General features: G+C 57.2%; 15 protein-coding genes. All 15 read left to right on the top strand.

The genetic code is table 11. The features are described from left to right. Positions 1-107: 107 nt before the first annotated feature. Positions 108-1,238, top strand: coding sequence for a class I SAM-dependent methyltransferase (locus JNX03_RS08430; RefSeq protein WP_203211931.1), 1,131 nt, complete (start codon positions 108-110; stop codon positions 1,236-1,238). A 241-nt stretch (positions 1,239-1,479) separates the two neighbouring features. Then, a complete protein-coding gene (gene tssA, locus JNX03_RS08425; RefSeq protein ID WP_231024276.1) occupies positions 1,480-2,520 on the top strand; it encodes a type VI secretion system protein TssA in 1,041 nt (346 codons plus the stop codon). A gap of 62 nt (positions 2,521-2,582) precedes the next feature. Continuing rightward, positions 2,583-3,104, top strand: a complete 522-nt coding sequence (gene tssB, locus JNX03_RS08420; RefSeq protein ID WP_203211930.1) for a type VI secretion system contractile sheath small subunit — start codon at positions 2,583-2,585, stop codon at positions 3,102-3,104. Positions 3,105-3,107: 3 nt separating this feature from the next. Next, complete coding sequence (gene tssC / locus JNX03_RS08415) at positions 3,108-4,601, top strand: type VI secretion system contractile sheath large subunit (RefSeq protein ID WP_203211929.1); 1,494 nt, start codon at positions 3,108-3,110, stop codon at positions 4,599-4,601. An 87-nt stretch (positions 4,602-4,688) separates the two neighbouring features. Then, a complete protein-coding gene (locus JNX03_RS08410; RefSeq protein ID WP_203211928.1) occupies positions 4,689-5,180 on the top strand; it encodes an Hcp family type VI secretion system effector in 492 nt (163 codons plus the stop codon). Between the two features lie 60 nt (positions 5,181-5,240). Next, a complete protein-coding gene (locus tag JNX03_RS08405; protein WP_203211927.1) occupies positions 5,241-6,077 on the top strand; it encodes a type VI secretion system accessory protein TagJ in 837 nt (278 codons plus the stop codon). After that, the gene (gene tssE, locus JNX03_RS08400; protein WP_203211926.1) at positions 6,070-6,567 is read left to right on the top strand and encodes a type VI secretion system baseplate subunit TssE; all 498 of its coding nucleotides are present in this window, start codon (positions 6,070-6,072) and stop codon (positions 6,565-6,567) included. Before JNX03_RS08405 ends, tssE begins: the two co-directional genes overlap by 8 nt. 6 nt (positions 6,568-6,573) lie before the next feature. Further along, complete coding sequence (gene tssF / locus JNX03_RS08395; protein WP_203211925.1) at positions 6,574-8,454, top strand: type VI secretion system baseplate subunit TssF; 1,881 nt, start codon at positions 6,574-6,576, stop codon at positions 8,452-8,454. Beyond that, complete coding sequence (gene tssG / locus JNX03_RS08390; RefSeq protein ID WP_203211924.1) at positions 8,418-9,461, top strand: type VI secretion system baseplate subunit TssG; 1,044 nt, start codon at positions 8,418-8,420, stop codon at positions 9,459-9,461. The genes tssF and tssG overlap by 37 nt, the downstream gene beginning before the upstream one ends. A 38-nt stretch (positions 9,462-9,499) precedes the next feature. After that, on the top strand, positions 9,500-12,211 hold the full coding sequence (tssH, locus tag JNX03_RS08385) for a type VI secretion system ATPase TssH (RefSeq protein WP_203211923.1): 2,712 nt from the start codon (positions 9,500-9,502) through the stop codon (positions 12,209-12,211). A gap of 91 nt (positions 12,212-12,302) precedes the next feature. Beyond that, on the top strand, positions 12,303-14,306 hold the full coding sequence (locus tag JNX03_RS08380; protein ID WP_203211922.1) for a type VI secretion system Vgr family protein: 2,004 nt from the start codon (positions 12,303-12,305) through the stop codon (positions 14,304-14,306). Between the two features lie 11 nt (positions 14,307-14,317). Continuing rightward, complete coding sequence (locus tag JNX03_RS08375) at positions 14,318-14,923, top strand: DUF6931 family protein (RefSeq protein ID WP_203211921.1); 606 nt, start codon at positions 14,318-14,320, stop codon at positions 14,921-14,923. Positions 14,924-14,927: 4 nt separating this feature from the next. Next, entirely contained in the window at positions 14,928-15,227 is a 300-nt protein-coding gene (locus JNX03_RS08370; RefSeq protein WP_203211920.1) for a PAAR domain-containing protein, read from the top strand. 9 nt (positions 15,228-15,236) lie between these two features. After that, positions 15,237-16,643: a type VI secretion system-associated FHA domain protein TagH gene (gene tagH, locus JNX03_RS08365; RefSeq protein WP_203211919.1), complete on the top strand. Its 1,407-nt coding sequence runs from the start codon at positions 15,237-15,239 to the stop codon at positions 16,641-16,643. Between the two features lie 33 nt (positions 16,644-16,676). Continuing rightward, positions 16,677-18,017: a type VI secretion system baseplate subunit TssK gene (gene tssK, locus JNX03_RS08360; RefSeq protein WP_203211918.1), complete on the top strand. Its 1,341-nt coding sequence runs from the start codon at positions 16,677-16,679 to the stop codon at positions 18,015-18,017. Positions 18,018-18,028 lie beyond the last annotated feature (11 nt).

The following is an 18,028-nucleotide window of genomic DNA, read 5'->3' as shown; positions in this document are numbered from 1 at the left end:
TCAAGGCCGGTTCAAGAATGAGGTCCACGCGCATCCGCGATCGCACCAATTAGGGGTGCGGTGATGCGACCTGAGTTTAATTTGCAGTCTTTGAAAGGACCAATGTGATGCACGAGCAAAGCGGCGGCCCTGACAGCTATTTCAAGCAACTTGGCGGGTTTGACGGGCGCCTGAAAGGGATCATTCAAAAGCTCGAGGCAGAGCTTGCAAAACCATCCCGCCGGAACGCACGGCAAGTGGATTTCCTGTGTACAGAGATTGACCGTCTGACCCGCGAGTACCTGCTTTTTCTGACGGCAATGAACACCGCGCGGATTGCACAAGAGGCCGCGGCGAGCACCCCAGACGAGGCGATGGACATCAAACGCGTTTGGGGCGTTGTGGGTGCCCGAACCAATCTGTTTCGTCTCGAAATCAACAGATGGGCCACCATCCGGGGGCTGGTTCAGGAACAGCGCCAGACCAGACGACTGCCGCTTTATCCGCCGCAGGCCAAGCTGGCGAAAACGACTTACACACAGATGGGCGCGAGCGATGATGTGTTCCATTGGTTGCATGCGATGTTGAACCCGTCAGAGCAAAGCGATGCCGCCCGCGATCACGCGTGTTTCCCAGATATTGCGCTGTCCAACAGTGAGTTTCACGAGCATTTGCATGCCGCTTATCGGGTGATCCTGGCGCAACGCCGGAATGAACCTGTGCGGTTCTTGGATGTCGGCTGTGGTGGTGGGCTCAAGGTCCTGACCGCCTTTCGCTATTTCCCGGAAACCCACGGGTTTGATTTTGATCCCGCCTATCTGGACGCCGCCAATCATCTGCTTTCCAAGGATGATGGTCTCAATTGCCAGGTGTTTGAACAAGACGCGCTGACCTTTGAGGGGTACGGGAACTACGATGTTATCTATTTCTACCGCCCAATCAGCGAAGAAACCCTGCTGATCGAGATGGAGCAAGCGATTGCCACACAGGCGCGTCCCGGCACGGTATTGGTTGCACCATACGTCAGTTTTCCGGCCCGTCATGAGGCGCTGGGCTGCGGCCATATTGGCGGTGCTGTCTATGTCGCTGGGATGTCACAAAAGCAGGCCAAAAGCCTTCGGATCAAGGCAGAGAAAATGGGCCCCTATATCGTGAAACCGGATGATGCGCTGCTGTCTTCGGTTTGGGACCCGCTGTTGGTGGTGTCACGTGCCAACGGCTTTGATATTCCAGACCGCTACAAGAAACCGCGATACTAGGGCCCTGACCCTAAGGCACGATGCAAACTGAGGTCCCCGCGATAGGTGCGGGGTTTGGCGAAGCCTGCGATGCGGGCCAACTGTGCCGTATCAACGGGGAATTTCCGACAGGCCTCTTTGCTAAATCCCGCTCAACCAATTCTAGACCTAGCTTTTCTCGCAGGAGTTGGTACCATAATTTCTTTACGGTCTGCTTTGTTCCTCGTTCTTTTGGTGTCCTCAGTAATTAAGGTTTTGTGCTTTGTCTGACTTGATGAAGACCCATGGCGATGAAACGCCAAGCGGTGAAAATTTGGAGTATGATCCGGCCTTCACAGCGATGGAGCTTGAAGCGCAGCCGGAAGAAGAGCGCCAGGCGGGCAGCGAAATTGTTGCGGGCAGTGATCCGGACTACAAAGCGCTGGCGCAAAAGGCGCGGGAAGTGCTGGACCGCAGCCACGAGATCCGCGCGGCGATCTATCTGGCCGACAGCGAGCTACGGATTAACGGGCTGGAAGGGTTTGCCGAGGTCACAAGATTTATACGTTTCTGCCTTGAGGAGCATTGGGACACCTGCCATCCGGAACTGGATGCGGATGATGACAATGATCCAACCATGCGGATCAATGCGGTTACCAACCTCGCGGGCCGGGCCACTGTGCTGCGGTCTTTGCGTCGCTGGGCACCTTTGACCAACAGCCGGGCGTTTGGGCAGGTCACATTGCGCGACATTGAGGTGTCGAACGGCGATACCCCGCCAGCGGATGATGAGACACCGATGCCGATGTCGGATGTGCAGGCGGCCTTTAAGGATACGCCATCAGAACAACTGATGGCCTACTATGACGCTGCAAGATCAGCCTTTGAAGATGTGAACGCCATTGATGCGGTGTTCCTTGAGAAAACACCTGGCTTTGGTCCATCACTTGACCCGCTGCAAAAGATGTTGGGCGATATTGTCGGCATTCTGGCCAAAGAAACCGGCGCAGATACACCCGCCACCGAGGGCAGCGATGCCGAAACCGATGCGGGAACCGGCCAAGCGCCTCAAAGTGGCGGGACAGGCGGCGCGGCGGTCAGCGCGCCGGGGCAGATCGCATCACCCGCCGATGTGGCCAGCGCCCTTGACAGCATCATTGCGTATTACAAGCGAAACGAACCCTCTAGCCCATTGCCTATTCTGCTCGCACGGGCGCGGCGGTTGATCGGGGCGGATTTCCTGACAATCGTCAATGATATCGCGCCCTTGGGCCTAGAGAATGTCAACCTCGTGGGAGGCATAGAAGAAGACTACAGCGAATAAGCCGCCTCTGATTTCCGGGGCGGGACAGCCAATTAAAAACATCAAAAATGGGGGAGACGACAATGTCCAGCTCACAGAAATTCATCGCCAGAAACCGCGCCCCGAGGGTGCAAATCGAATATGACGTTGAACTCTACGGTGCCGAGAAAAAAGTTCAGCTGCCATTTGTTATGGGGGTCATGTCTGATCTCGCGGGCAAGTCCGAAGTGGAACAGCCAGGCGTTGCGGATCGCAAGTTCCTGGAAATTGATGTCGATAACTTCGATGACCGGATGAAAGCGATGAAACCGCGCGTGGCGTTTTCCGTACCAAACACGCTGACCGGCGAAGGCAATCTGTCGGTCGATGTCAGCTTTGAAAGCATGGACGATTTTTCGCCCGGTGCCATTGCCCGCAAGGTTGAGCCGCTGCGCAAGTTGATGGAGGCGCGCAACGAGTTGTCGAATCTGATGACCTACATGGACGGCAAACCCGGTGCGGAAGAGCTGATTTCAAAAGCGATGAACGATCCTGCATTGCTCAAGTCGTTGGCGGCGCAAGCTGCTCCGGCTGACGATCAGGGTGACGCGAAAGACGAGGAGTAAACCATGGCCGAAGAAGCAACAGAAGTCGAAGGCGGCGCAGGCGCGGTTCAGACGGAAGAGTCTGATTTTTCCAGCCTGCTGCAGAAAGAGTTTCGCCCGCGCACGGAGACGGCCAAAACTGCCGTTGAAACTGCTGTCACCACATTGGCGCAGCAAGCCCTTGAGAACGCATCCCTTATTTCAGAGGATGTTCTGCTGTCGCTCGAAGCGATGGTGGCGGAAATTGATCGTAAGCTGTCAGAACAGATCAACCAGATCATCCACCATGACGAATACCAAGAGCTGGAAAGCGCGTGGCGGGGTTTGCATTTCTTGGTGAACAACACCGAAACCGATGAGATGCTGAAGATCCGGGTGTTCAATATCTCAAAGAAAGAACTGCACAAGACAGTGCGCAAGTTCAAAGGCACGGCTTGGGATCAATCGCCGATCTTCAAAAAACTTTACGGCGAAGAATACGACCAAATCGGCGGCGAACCTTATGGCTGTCTGGTCGGGGACTATTACTTTGACCACACGCCGCCGGATGTGGAACTGCTTGGTGAAATGGCCAAGATCAGTGCCGCTGGCCACGCGCCATTCCTTGCTGCGGCAGCCCCATCCTTGATGCAGTTTGAAAACTGGGGTGAGCTGTCCAACCCGCGCGATCTGACCAAGATTTTCCAGACGCCGGAATATGCTGGTTGGCGCAGTCTGCGCGACAGCGAGGACAGCAAATATCTGGGTCTGGCGATGCCAAAGTTCTTGGGCCGTCAGCCTTATGGGGCCAAGTCGAACCCGGTGGAAGAATTCGCCTTTGAAGAGGAAACCGGCGACGGCGATTCATCCAAGTTTGCATGGGTCAACGCAGCCTATGGGATGGCGATGAACATCAACCGATCCTTCAAGGAATATGGGTGGTGCAGCCGTATCCGCGGAGTTGAGTCGGGCGGCACAATCGAAGGTCTGCCAACCCATACCTTCCCGACAGATGACGGCGGCGTGGACATGAAATGCCCAACCGAAGTGACCATCGGTGACCGCCGCGAGGCCGAACTGGCCAAGGCGGGTCTGATGCCGCTTTTGCACCGTAAAAACACGGATGTGGCATCATTTATCGGGGCGCAATCGCTGCATAAACCGGCCGTATATGACGATCCGGATGCAACAGCGAATGCCAACCTTGCGGCACGTTTGCCCTATCTTTTCGCGACCTGCCGTTTTGCGCATTATCTAAAATGCATGGTTCGTGATAAGGTGGGTTCATTCAAAGAACGGGCTGAAATGGAGCGGTGGCTGAACGACTGGATTATGCAATACGTCGACGGCAACCCGGGCACATCGAGCGAAGACACCAAGGCGCGCAAGCCTCTTGCGGCGGCCGAGGTTGTTGTCGAGGCGGACGAGGAAAATCCGGGCTACTACCGCTCGCAATTCTATCTGCGCCCGCATTACCAATTGGAAGGCCTGTCCGTTTCACTGCGGCTTGTGTCGAAGTTGCCTTCTGAAAAACAGTAAGAAAATTGAGGTCGCTCCGGTTGTCGGTGCGACCCGCCAATTTTTTAAACGCGGAAGATCCGCTCTATCCATGAAAGGACGTTCGTAATGGCCGTCGACATGTTTCTCGATATCACGGGTGAAATTGAAGGTGAATCGCAGGATGCGAAACACAAGAACGAAATTGATGTTCTGGCTTGGTCATGGGGCATGAGCCAGTCCGGCAGCTTCCACGTTGGTGGTGGCGGCGGTTCCGGCAAGGCAAACTTCCAAGACATCTCGATCACAAAATGGGTGGATAAAGCATCCGCCATTCTGATGGTGTATTGCGCCAATGGTGATCACTTCGCTGAAGCCAAGCTGACGGTTCGCAAGGCCGGCAAAAAGCCGCTGGAATATATCATCATCTCCATGAAAGACGTTCTGATCACATCTGTGTCCACAGGTGGTTCGGGCGGAGAAGACAAGCTGACGGAAAATGTCACGCTGAACTTCCGGTCCTGCAAGGTTGAATATGTACCACAGAAGAAAGACGGCAGCGGCGATGCTGCGAAGACTTTCGAATGGAACATGGCCGAGAACGAACCAAAGTTCGGCTAAAGGGTGCGCCGCGACCTGGTCGCGGCGACCTTCCTTGCACATTTCTGACGGAGCGCACTTGTGGAAAATACCGCACAAGATCTTTTGAAATCCGGGGATTTGGCCGGTGCATTGGCTGCTTTGCAGAACGATGTCCGGTCGCGGCCCGAAGATGCCAAATTGCGCATTTTTCTGTTTCAATTGCTTTGTGTGCAGGGGAACTGGGAACGCGCCATTGCGCAGCTTAAACTATGTGCGCAACTGGACGCTTCGGCCTTGCCGATGGCCCAAACCTACCGCGAGGCGATTATCTGTGAGGTATTCCGCGAGAAGGTATTCAAGGGCGAGAAAGATGCGCTGATTTTTGGGGAACCTCAGGATTGGCTGGCTTTGCTGGCACAGGCGCTTCGGGCGCTTGCAAAAGGTGATACCGCCCAAGCCGCACAGCTGCGCGAAGAGGCCTTTGACAAGGCACCTGCCGCCTCAGGCGAAATCGATGGGCAGGATTTTGAATGGATCGCGGACGCCGATATGCGGCTGGGTCCGGTATTGGAAATTGTCATTAACGGCAAGTACTTCTGGATGCCCTTCAATGTCCTTTCCAGTCTCCGGATCGAGGCGCCGGAGGATTTGCGTGATACCGTTTGGACGGCCGCCAATCTGACATTGAACAACGGCGGCGAATTGGTCGGGCTCATTCCGACCCGCTATGCCGGAACTGTGGCGACGGGCGAGGATGCGATGCTGTTGTCGCGAACCACGCAATGGGATGATCTGGGCGAAGGGTTGTTTGCCGGTCTGGGTCAGAGGCTTTTGGTGACTGATGCGGCGGAAGTTCCGTTGATGGACGCGCGTAACATCCAGTTTGCTGCGCCGTCCGGTTCGGCGGCACCGGATGGGGACGAGGGGGATGGCTGATCGGACCCTTACAGAGCGCCTTCAACCGTCGATCCTGGATCGGCTCACCGACGAAGCACCGCACAAAAAGACCGAAACAGCATCGGAGCGGATGATCGATATCCGGCGTCTGCGCGAGATCATTCAGCGTGATCTGTCTTGGCTGCTGAACACCGGTAACATTGACAGCGAGATCGACGCCGATCTCTATCCCAATGTCTCGCAATCGGTCCTGAACTATGGTGTGCCGGACGCGACGGGCGATTACGCAAACCTGCGCCGTGCGGCCAATGTGCGCGATGCCATTCAAAAGGCTGTCGAACTTTTTGAGCCGCGTCTGATTGATGGATCCCTTAACGTGATCAGCCGGACCAAGGATGCCAAGCGCGAGCCGGTGATCACCTTTGATATCGTCGGCGATATGTGGGCCCAGCCCCTGCCGACCGAATTGTATCTGCGCAGCCAGTTTGACACCACAACCGGTCAGGTCACGCTAGAGCAGGGGGCATAACCCACGATGGATAGCCGCCTGCTGAGACATTACGAGACCGAGCTTGCCTTCCTGCGGGAGATGGGCGCGGAATTTGCAGATGCCTATCCCAAGATCGCTTCGCGCCTGGGCATGGACGGTCTCGAAATCCTAGATCCCTATGTTGAGCGATTGCTGGAAGGTACGGCGTTTCTGACGGCGCGTGTCCAGTTAGAGCTGGAGATGCAATATCCGGCCTTCACCAGCCATTTGCTTGACGTGGTGTTCCCACATTTTCTGGCGCCGACACCCTCGATGATGGTGGCAGAGTTGCTTCCCGATCTGACCAATGCCGACCTCGCGCAGGGCTATGAGCTGCCCCGCGACACCACGTTGCGGTCCAAGACGGTCAGCGGTGCTCAAAAAGCCTGCCAGTTCCGCACGGCCCATGACTTGGATTTGTGGCCCATCACTGTGACAGAGGCGGAATATATCGACGGGCGCGGTGCGCTGGTTGCCGCGGGCGTTGCGCAAGACCCCGACGCCCGCGCCGCTGTCCGATTGAGGCTGACCCGGCATGGCGGATTGCCGATCAAGGAATTGCCGCTGGATCGGCTGACGTTCTTTCTGGGTGGACAGCTCAGCACCGGTTGGTCCTTGTTCGAAATGCTCTGCGCCAGCCCCGCAACCGTGGTGGCCAAATCGCCGAACCGGCGGGACGGCTGGACCCAAAGGTTGCAAAACCCGATCCGCCCACGCGGCCTGGACCGGGATGAGGCGTTGTTGCCCACGCCGCGCCCGTCCTTTGATGGCTACAGGTTGTTGCAGGAACATTTTGCGATGCCGGAACGCAATCTGTTTGTTGAGGTGTCGGGCCTGCAATCGGTGATCACGCGCTGCGATGAAGACAGTCTTGATCTTTATTTCCTGATGCGGGACAGCAAGCCGGAGATTGCGCCGAACATCACGCCGGATGCGCTGAAGCTGCATTGTGTGCCTGCGATCAATCTTTTCCCGAAACGATGTGACCGCGTGCCCGTGTCCGAGCGGTTTACAGAATATCACCTCGTCGCGGACCGAACCGCGCCCAAGGATTTCGAGGTTTTTTCAATTTCCAAAGTCACGGGTATCAGCAAAGAAGGCAAAGACGATCTGCCGCTGAAGGCGTTTTATTCCGCCGATGAGATGACCGCAGCGGCGGGTGGGGGCGGGGCGTATTACACCCACAAGCGCCATTTGCGCCAGCGCAGCGCAGCCGAAACCCTCAAGGGGATGCGCACCAATTACCTTGGTTCCGAGAGCTATCTGTCGATTGTGGATGCGCATGAAGCGCCCTATCCGGCCCATCTTGGCCAATTGGCAGTTGAGGCGATGGTGACCAACCGCGATCTGCCGATGCTGCTGCCCAATGGGGTTGATAACGTGTTTCACTTGCCCGAAGGCGGGCCGGTTACGACAATTCGAACGCCTGTCGGCCCAACCAAGCCCAAGCCCTGCATTGCCCAGGGGGATGCTGCCTGGCGGGCGGTCAGCCATCTGAGCCTGAATTACCTGTCAATCTCGGATGACACCGGGGCCGACGGCGGCGGCGCGGCGGCGCTTCGCGAGCTCATTGGACTTTACGCGCCCATCGGCGACCGCGCGATGGAGCAGCAACTTGAAGGGATCGTCGCAGTCAATACACGCCCGATTGTCCGGCGCATCCATGAGGGCACCTTGTCCACCGCAGTGCGCGGCCTGGAAATCACGCTGGAACTGGACGAAACCCTGTTCGAGGGCAGTTCGGTGCTGTCCCTCGCGGCGGTGTTGGAGCGGTTCTTTCAAAAATATGCGACCATCAACAGTTTTACCGAGATGGTCCTGAAAACCCAACAAAGAGGAGAGATCACAAGATGGTCACCAAGGAAGGGGACACATCGCGCGATCTGACCCACCTTGAACGTCTGATCCGTGATCCCGAAGCCCATCATATTTTCCACGCCATGCGCCTTCTTGATGCACAGGGGCAGGGCGGCCCGCGGTTCGGCCAGTCCCGGCGTCCGCGGCAGGATGGTGTGCGTTTTGGTCAGGAACCCTATCTTGGGTTTCCACCCTCAACTATCCAGGGCTTTGACAAACCTACCAAAGCGAGACCGTCAAAACTGCGAAACTTCTTTTTCGGTTTTTTTGGGCCACATGGCCCTTTGCCGCTGCACCTGACGGAATATGCCCGCAGCCGGAAGTTGAACTACAACGATCCTACCTTTGTGGCCTTTGCCGATATGCTGACGCACCGGCTGATGACCCTGCTGTATCGCGCTTGGGTGCAGGGCCAGCCGACAGCCGCCTTTGATCGCGGCGAGAACAGCGAAACCGAAAACAAGATCGCGGCGCTGGGTGGGTATCACGGCAAGAACCTGCGGAACCGGGACGCGATGCCTGAAATGGCGAAACGCCATTATGTCGGGTTGCTGGCCAATGGACCGCGCAATGCCGATGGGCTGGTCGCGATCCTCAACGGCTTCTTTGACGCGCCCGTGACATTGGAAGAATTTGTTGGCGAATGGCTGACGCTTGAGCCGTCCGATCATTGGATCCTTGGCGGGCCTGCAACACTGGGGCAGACCGCCTGTATCGGGGCGCGGGTTTGGTCGCAGTCGTCGAAGTTCCGTCTGCGGATTGGACCCCTGTCGATGGAGGATTATCAAAACCTGTTGCCCGGCTCCCCCGCGTTGGAACGGCTGCGGGCGATTGTGCGCAATTATATCGGAGATCAACTCGATTGGGATGTGAACCTTGTCCTGCACGGCAAAGATGTCCCGCAAGCGCAGTTGGGGGCCACGACCCAATTGGGGCTAACCAGCTGGATCGGTTCGGATCCGCATCCCGAGGAAGTTGCCGATTTGTATCTAGAACCCTTGGTCGCCCGGCCCGCTCATGAGGTGCAGGCGGCCTGAATTGAAACCTTAACCGCGCCACAGCGGAGGAGATTGCGATGACCGAAATCAGCCGTGTTGCCCTTTTTGGCAAGCTGAACAAGATTGGATATCAATCCATCGAAGGCGCGACCGTGTTTTGCAAGATGCGCGGCAACCCTTACGTCGAACTCATTCATTGGTTGGCGCAATTGGTGCAGGTCGACAATTGCGATCTGGCAAAGGTGATGCAGCATTACGATCTGGACCCGGCCAAACTTTCGGCGGATATGACCCGCGCGTTGGATGCTCTTCCGCGCGGTGCCAGTTCAATTTCAGATCTTTCGGCGCATTTGCAAAGTGCGATGGAACGGGCCTGGGTTTACGGATCGCTGCTCTACAACTCCAATCAGGTTCGCACCGGGCATTTGATTCTGGGGCTGCTCAAGACGCCGGATCTGCGGCCAATTCTGATGAATATCTCGGGCGAATTTGCCAAGATCAAGGTGGATGACTTTTCCGACAACTTCGACGCCATCGTGGACGGCTCGATCGAAGACGCATTGCGGCCGCAGGACGGCTCGCAAACCGGCGGCGGCGCAGTGCCGGGCGAGGCCTCCGGCGCTATGGCCCCCGGCGCGATGGGCAAGGAAGAGGCGTTGCAGCAGTTCTGCACCGATCTGACGGAACAGGCCCGCAACGGCGAGATTGATCCGATTGTTGGCCGTGATGAAGAAATCCGCCAGATCGTTGATGTGCTGATGCGCAGACGCCAGAACAATCCGATCCTGACCGGTGAGGCCGGCGTGGGCAAGACGGCGGTCGTTGAGGGCTTTGCACTGCGCATCGCGCGCGGCGACGTGCCGCCAGCATTGCGTGAGGCACGGTTGCTGACGCTCGATGTGGGGCTGCTGCAGGCTGGCGCCTCGATGAAGGGCGAATTCGAAAACCGTTTGCGTCAGGTCATTGACGAGGTTCAGGCCTCAACCGTGCCGATCATCATGTTTGTGGATGAAACCCACACCCTCGTGGGCGCGGGCGGTGCGGCGGGCACCGGGGATGCGGCGAATCTGCTCAAGCCCGCGCTGGCGCGAGGCACATTGCGCACCATTGGTGCGACCACCTGGGCCGAGTACAAAAAACATATCGAAAAAGATCCGGCCCTCACGCGCCGTTTCCAGGTGGTTCAGGTCGAAGAGCCGGATATTCCCAAGGCCATCATGATGATGCGCGGGATTGCCACGATGTTGGAAAGCCACCATCAGGTGCAAGTGCTGGACGAAGGCATCGAAGCGGCGGTGTCGCTGTCGGCGCGGTATATTCCGGCCCGCCAGTTGCCCGACAAATCGGTCAGCGTTCTGGACACGGCCTGCGCCCGTGTGGCCGTGAGCCAACATGCCGTACCTGCCGAGGTGGACGATAGCCGCAAGCGGATTGATGCTTTGACCACAGAGCTAGAGATCATAGGCCGCGATGAGACCGCAGGCATGGATGTGGCCGACCGGCGCGAGGCGATCACAGCCCTCAAAGCCGAGGAAGAGGCGCGTCTTGCCACGCTTGACGAACGCTGGGAGGCCGAGAAAGCTGTGGTCAGCGGCATTCTGGAGCTGCGCAGCAAATTGCGCGAAGGCGGCGCGCCGGTGGATACACCTGATGCCGACAGCGAAGACGCGGTTAAGCAAAGCCCGATGACAGCGGAGGAACGCGCCGATCTGTTGACGCAGCTCAAGGCCAAAAACGCCGAGCTTGAAGAACTGCAGGGCCAGACGCCACTGATCCTGCCCATCGTCGATGCCCATGCCGTGGCCAGCGTTGTGGGCGATTGGACAGGCATCCCCGTGGGACGCATGGTCAGCGATGAACTGGCAACTGTGCTGAACCTCGAAGAGCATCTGTCCAAAAGGGTGATCGGACAGGACCACGCGATGGAAATGATCGCCAAGCGTATCAAGACCAGCCGCGCCGAACTGGACAACCCGAACAAGCCCATCGGTGTCTTCTTGCTGGCAGGGACCAGCGGCGTCGGCAAAACTGAAACCGCGCTTGCCCTTGCCGAGGTGCTGTATGGCGGCGAACAGAACGTCATCACCATCAACATGTCCGAATATCAAGAATCCCATACCGTCAGCAGCCTGAAAGGTGCGCCTCCGGGTTATGTGGGTTACGGGGAGGGGGGCGTCTTGACCGAAGCGGTGCGGCGCAAACCCTATTCGGTTGTTCTTCTCGATGAGGTCGAAAAAGCGCATCCAGATGTGCACGAGCTGTTCTTTCAGGTCTTCGACAAAGGTGTGATGGAAGATGGCGAGGGACGGTCGATTGATTTCAGGAACACGCTGATCCTGCTGACGTCGAATGCGGGGTCCGATTTGATTATGGACATGTGCGCCGATCCTGACCTGATGCCGGAACCTGAAGGCATCGCAAAAGCACTGCGCGATCCATTGCTCAAGATTTTCCCGGCGGCGTTGCTGGGGCGGCTTGTCACGATACCCTATTATCCGTTGTCGCCTGATATGATCGGCAAGATCACACGGCTGCAACTGGGCCGGATCGAGAAGCGGGTTTCAGAGGCACATGGGGTGCCGTTCACCTATACGGACGCCGTTGTTGATACGATCGTGTCACGTTGTCAGGAGCTGGAATCTGGCGGACGGATGATTGACGCCATCGTGACCAATTCGATGCTGCCGGACATCTCGTCTGAGTTTTTGCGCCGGATGATGGTCGGCGAGACAGTCAGCAAAGTGGCGATTGATGTAACAGATGGAGAGTTCAGCTACGGTTTTGACTGAGACTGCGGGCCGGGGTCAAAAGACTGCGGTCCGAGAGTTGGTCAGTGAACGCCGGTTGGGCTAGGCTCATCAGAGTCAGAGAGGGCAGAACATGCTAAAGAATCTTGATCCTGCCGGTTTTCCGCTACGGCTTGAAGGGGATGTCAACGACAAAAAACTGCTGCCGCTGGTTGCGCAGGTGCGCGAGGGCGTCAGCACCATTTCCAGCGTCACAGTCGAGTTCTTCTGCGAGAACGCCAAACTGGCCCTGACAGATATTGTTGGCAAATCCATGCACCTTGTTGCGGCTGACGACAAAGACGCGCAAAAACGCTGGTTTCGCGGCACCTGCATCTCGGCCGAGTTTGTGGGAAAGGTGGAGGTCGGGGCACATTACCGCGCCGAGATCCGTCCATGGCTGTGGTTCCTGACACGCCGGACCGATGTGCGAATCTATCAGAAAAAGACCGTTGTTGAAATCATTACGGAAGTGATTCAGGAGTACGGCTTTTCCGGTCACATCCAGAAAAAGCTGAACGCCAGCTACCAACCGCGTGAATATTGCACACAATACCGCGAGACCGACTTTGATTTCATCAGCCGCCTGATGGAGGAAGAGGGGATCTATTATTTCTTCCGGCACGAAGGGGACACCGAAAAGCTGGTTCTCGCAGATGCGCCCAGTGCGCATGAACCCATCGCCAAGCCGTCGAAGCTGTTGTTCATGCCGCAGACCATCAAATCCACAATCGAAGTGACCGATCCGGTGGTCTTCGAATGGAACAACGCCGAACAGGTTCGCAGCGGCAAGGTGACGCTGGAGGACTATGATTTCGAGAACACCACCGCCGATTTGACGACCGAAAGCACGAGATCGGGCGTTGCCTACATCGATCAGGAACACGAACGCTATGACTACCCCGGCCACTATCGCAAGGCGCCTTTGGGCGAGGAGTTTGCCAAGGTCCGCATGGAAAGCGAAGGTGTGCAGCACAAGACGGTTGTGGGGTTGTCGGACGCGGTGATGATGGGGGTCGGTCAGACATTTACCTTGGATAAATCGCCCCGCCCGGATGATCCGACGGATGTGATGGTGCTGGAATGCGAACACCAGTTTTTGCAGGTTCAGGCGCTGGGCGATGCGGTGCTGGGCAATCTGTTCAAGACGCTGGGCGTTGATGACCCCCAGGCCGACCACAACGACGCGCATTTGGTGCGCTTCAAGGCGATTGCCAGCGATGCGCAGTATCGCAGCCCTCAAATCACCCCATGGCCAAATATCGGCGGCATCCATACCGCAGTTGTCACCGGTCCCGCCGGAGAGGAAATCTGGACTGATAAATTTGGCCGGATCAAGATCCAGTTTCACTGGGACCGGGACGGCGAGAACGATGACAAGTCTTCCTGCTGGGTGCGCACGATGATGCCTTGGACCGGCAAACGTTGGGGCGCGATTGCGATCCCGCGCATCGGCCAAGAGGTGGTGATCCAGTTCGAAGAGGGCGATCCGGATCGCCCGCTGTGTATAGGCATGCTGTACAATGACAAAACCATGCCGCCCTACAGCTTGCCGGACAACAAGACCCAATCAGGCGTGAAGACCAACAGCTCTCTCAAGGGGGGCGGGTTCAACGAATTGATGTTTGAGGACAAGAAAGACGATGAACTGGTCCGGTTCCAGTCGGAAAAAGACTATGAGCAGATCGTCAAGAACAATGCATCGGTCAAGATCGGCCTTGAGAAAAAGGACGACGGCAATCTCGATGTTGTGGTGCACAACGATGTGAACGAGACCATCAACGAAGGCAACTATACTGAAAAGGTCAAAAAGGGCGATCACAAGACCACGCTGGACAAGGGCGATCATGAAACTTTGCTCAAGATGGGCGACATGAAGGTCGATGTGAAATCGGGCAAGATTGTCGTCACGGCGATGAAATCCATCGAGTTCAAGGTGGGCGGTTCCTCGATCAAGATGGATCCCAAATCGATCACAGTGAAAAGTCCGACCGTCACCGTGCAGGCCGATATCAAGGCCGATGTGACCAGCCCGCTGACAACGGTCAAAGCCGATACGATGCTCACGCTTAAGGGCGGTGTGGTCTTTATCAACTAGGATGCAGTGCATTGGATAAACGTTTCGAAAACCTGACAAAATTGCCATCGGAGCCTGCGGCAAAGATGTTGGCAGAACAAAACGCAAAGCTGGGAACCCAGTTGTCCGCGCCCGCCAGTGCGCCGATTGGCGTGGTGCTCGAAGAGTTGGACGCCAAGGATGCGCCGATAGATATTCTGCGTCTGATGTCTGTTGTTTTGCCTGCGCGTGAACGGGTCTGGTGGGCCTGTCTTGCGGCGCGAGATATTGTCGGGGCGGGCGCGGCAAATGCCACACCGTCGCTGGCCGCCGCCGAGGCATGGGTTTTTCAGCCCACCGATGAAAACCGCGAGGCGGCGATTGCAAGTCTGGACTATGCGCCGGTGCAGGATGACACTGTCAATTGCGCCCTGAGCGTGATGTATGCGGACGGAACATTGGGGCCGGGCGAAATGGCGCAATATCCCGGTCCGGCGGGTGGATCATCCGTGGCGGCCTTTGCTATGAATATTGAGGCGCTTGGCAAGAAGATGGATCAGTTCGACAGCTATACACAGCTCTTGGTGGACCGTGCGTTGGACATTGCCAAAGGCGGGAACGGTGTCTTTGACGCCTCAGAAACGAAACAAGAAGGATAAGATCATGGGTATGCCACAAGCCAGAATGACCGATCTGCACGCCTGTGCCTTGCCGACCACGCCGCCACCACCGGTTTTGCCCGTGCCGATCCCGATTGCGCCACCCTGCCTGCCAACCGTGATGATTGGCAAGTTGCCTGCGGCGCGGGTCACCGACATGACAATGGCCGTGCCGCCGCATCCGATCGTCAAAGGGTCCGGCACGGTGTTGATCGGCAAATTGTTGGCCGCGCGGATCGGTGACAACTGCGCCTGTGGCGGTCCAATTGCACTGGGCGAATTTACCGTGCTGGTGGGGGGCTGATTTTCCACGATGACGGTAACGCTTAAATTTCAATCCTCGGGCATGGTGCCCGGCAGTGGCCAACCTGTCACGATGCGTGGCGGCAGCCTGACCGTCGGGCGCGGCCCCGCCAATGATCTGGTTTTACCCGATCCGGACAGGATGCTGTCCAAAAACCATTTTGTCCTAGAAGAACATAACGGGCGGTACGTCATTGTAGATTTATCCACCAATGGCACCTTTCTGAACTATTCCAAGGTGCCATTGGGCCGGACGCCCAAGCCCCTGAACAGCGGTGATGTTTTGTCGGCTGGCGGTTATGAGCTGGTGGTTGAGATTGGCGCGGAATTGCCTGATCTGATGGATATTCCCGCCCCCACAGCCTCGGCGTTTCCGGGCAATGCGGATACGTCCTCCGATCCCTTGGCGGTACTGGACGATCCCAGCATCGAAGGCGATTTTCTGGATGACCTTCTGGGTGCAGAGGGCGGTCCAAAAGGGCCGACCCAGATTGACACATCTGATCCCATTGATGAGCTGCTCTTGCCGATGGGTGACGAAGAAGATCCGTTCTTCAAACACCCCGAGGACGGCACCGAAGGCAGCGGTGCATCGCTGGAGATGCACAGTCCCTCGACCAATGACAGTTTCAAACCGGGCGCGGCGTTTGATACCTCGCTGATCCCGGATGATTGGGACAATTTGCTGGAACCTGACAATCCGGCCCCGACGAAAACGCCAGAGACCGTGGTGCCGAAGCCAGAAGTGGCCCAAGCGCCTGTCCCGCCAGCGTCTGCACCCGTTGCACAGCCTGCGCCCGCACCAGTTGCCGCCGCACCTCAATCCGGTGGCGGTGATCAAACGGCGGCTAAACGCTTTATCGAGGCACTGGATTGTGAGGATCTGGCGGTCGCCGATGCGGATCTGGATCAAACCATGGCCCGTCTGGGCCGTGTGATGCGCACAATGATCATTGGCCTGCGCGAAATCCTGATGACGCGGACGTCGATCAAGTCCGAGTTCCGCATTGATCAAACGATGATCAGCGCCGGTGGAAATAACCCGCTAAAGTTCTCCCTGAGCGAAGATCACGCCATTGAGGCCTTGGTCAAACCCAAGTCCAAAGGCTATCTTTCCCCCGAAAGCGCGACCGAAGAGGCGCTGGATGACATCAAAGCCCACGAGGTTGCGATGGTCACGGGCATGCAGGCGGCCATCAAAGGGGTTCTGAGCAAGCTTGACCCACAGGAACTGGCGGGCCAGATTGAAACCTCGGGTGCCTTTGGCAGTATGTTCAAAGGCAAGAAAGCCCGTTACTGGGAAGTATACGAAAAAATGTATTCTCAGATATCCGACCAGGCTGAGAACGATTTCCATGAGTTGTTCAGCCGGGAATTTGCTCGGGCTTACAAAGAGCAGCTCGATAAACTGAAATAGTGCTATTTTGCGCAACAAACGGGAGGCCGGCGATTGTCCTGGGACAACAAAGTGCTTTGGACCGAGGGGCTGTTTTTGCAACCCCATCATTTCCAGCAGGCTGATCGATATACTGAATCGCTGATTGCAGGTATCGCGCGTCGAACGCTGCCCTATTCATGGGGCTTTTCATCGCTAGAAATCGACGAGGAGGCGCTGAAAGTTGGCAAGTTCAGCCTCAAGAACTGTTCCGGGCTGACGCAGGACGGCACGGTCTTTCGGGTACCGCAAGCCGAGGATCACCCGCCGTCGCTGGAGGTGCCTGAAAACATCAAGGATTGCGTCGTTCTTTTGACAATCCCGCAACGCCGCCAAGGGGCCAGCGAGGTTGATATGACCGATGGAGGCCATTCCGCCAGCCGGTTGTTGCCCTCCGAGATTGAAGTTACCGATGCAGCAGGCGCTGGCAAAAAACCTGTGACGATTGGCGTGGGCAAGCTGCGCCTGAAATTCGCGCTGGCGGTGGATGACCTGTCGGACATGCTGGCGATTCCCATTGCGCGGATCATTGAGGTGCGTCCCGACAAAGAGGTGTTGCTGGACCGGTCGTTTATTCCCAGTTGCCTGGATGTGCGTGCCGCCCCTGCTTTGGCTGGTTTTATCAGCGAGTTGGAAGGGCTGCTGTCGCACCGGATGCAGGCGCTTGCCGGGCGTTTGTCTGAAAGCGGGCCTGCGCGGGGCACGGCGGATATTTCCGATTTTCTGTTGTTGATGACGGTGAACAGGGCGCTGCCGGTGTTCCGCCATTTTGCCAACATCGAAAACCTGCATCCAGAGGCCGCCTATCGGGCCTGTGTGTCGCTGGCCGGTGAACTGGCCGCTTTTATGAGCGACAACAAAGAAGCGCCGTTGTTTCCGGCCTATCAGCATGACGATCTGCGCGGCACCTTCAACCCGGTGTTCCGCGCCTTGCGGCAATACCTGAGCGCGGTGCTGGAACAAACGGCGGTGTCCATCGCTCTGGAAGAGCGTAAATACGGCATCAGTGTGGGCATCATTGCCGACCGCAAGCTGCTGTCCAACGCCGGTTTTGTTTTGGCGGTCAAAGCCGACGTGCCTGCCGAAGACATTCGCCGGCATTTTGCCGGACAATCCAAGATCGGTCCGGTTGAGGAGATCCGGCAGTTGGTCAACTCGGCACTTCCGGGGATCACCTTGCGGCCCTTGCCGATTGCCCCCCGCCAGGTCGCGTATCATGCGGGCACCGTCTATTTCGAGTTGGATGCAGAAAGCCCCTATTGGGGCAAGATGACCACCTCGGGCGGGATCGCCGTGCATGTGTCGGGGCAATACCCCGGCCTAGAGATGGAACTTTGGGCGATCCGAAACAGCTAGGAGAGGTCTGC

Origin of the sequence: Sulfitobacter mediterraneus, from assembly GCF_016801775.1 — a bacterium.
Lineage (GTDB): Bacteria > Pseudomonadota > Alphaproteobacteria > Rhodobacterales > Rhodobacteraceae > Sulfitobacter > Sulfitobacter mediterraneus_A.
This window is presented reverse-complemented; position numbering and strand designations above follow the sequence as displayed.

Excerpts from the sequence above, each read along its gene's own strand:
- JNX03_RS08430 (WP_203211931.1), top strand. The coding sequence starts at position 108 with ATGCACGAGCAAAGCGGCGGCCCTGACAGCTATTTCAAGCAACTTGGC.
- tssB (WP_203211930.1), top strand. The coding sequence starts at position 2,583 with ATGTCCAGCTCACAGAAATTCATCGCCAGAAACCGCGCCCCGAGGGTG.
- tssC (WP_203211929.1), top strand. The coding sequence starts at position 3,108 with ATGGCCGAAGAAGCAACAGAAGTCGAAGGCGGCGCAGGCGCGGTTCAG.
- JNX03_RS08410 (WP_203211928.1), top strand. The coding sequence starts at position 4,689 with ATGGCCGTCGACATGTTTCTCGATATCACGGGTGAAATTGAAGGTGAA.
- tssE (WP_203211926.1), top strand. The coding sequence starts at position 6,070 with ATGGCTGATCGGACCCTTACAGAGCGCCTTCAACCGTCGATCCTGGAT.
- tssF (WP_203211925.1), top strand. The coding sequence starts at position 6,574 with ATGGATAGCCGCCTGCTGAGACATTACGAGACCGAGCTTGCCTTCCTG.
- tssG (WP_203211924.1), top strand. The coding sequence starts at position 8,418 with ATGGTCACCAAGGAAGGGGACACATCGCGCGATCTGACCCACCTTGAA.
- tssH (WP_203211923.1), top strand. The coding sequence starts at position 9,500 with ATGACCGAAATCAGCCGTGTTGCCCTTTTTGGCAAGCTGAACAAGATT.
- JNX03_RS08380 (WP_203211922.1), top strand. The coding sequence starts at position 12,303 with ATGCTAAAGAATCTTGATCCTGCCGGTTTTCCGCTACGGCTTGAAGGG.
- JNX03_RS08370 (WP_203211920.1), top strand. The coding sequence starts at position 14,928 with ATGGGTATGCCACAAGCCAGAATGACCGATCTGCACGCCTGTGCCTTG.
- tagH (WP_203211919.1), top strand. The coding sequence starts at position 15,237 with ATGACGGTAACGCTTAAATTTCAATCCTCGGGCATGGTGCCCGGCAGT.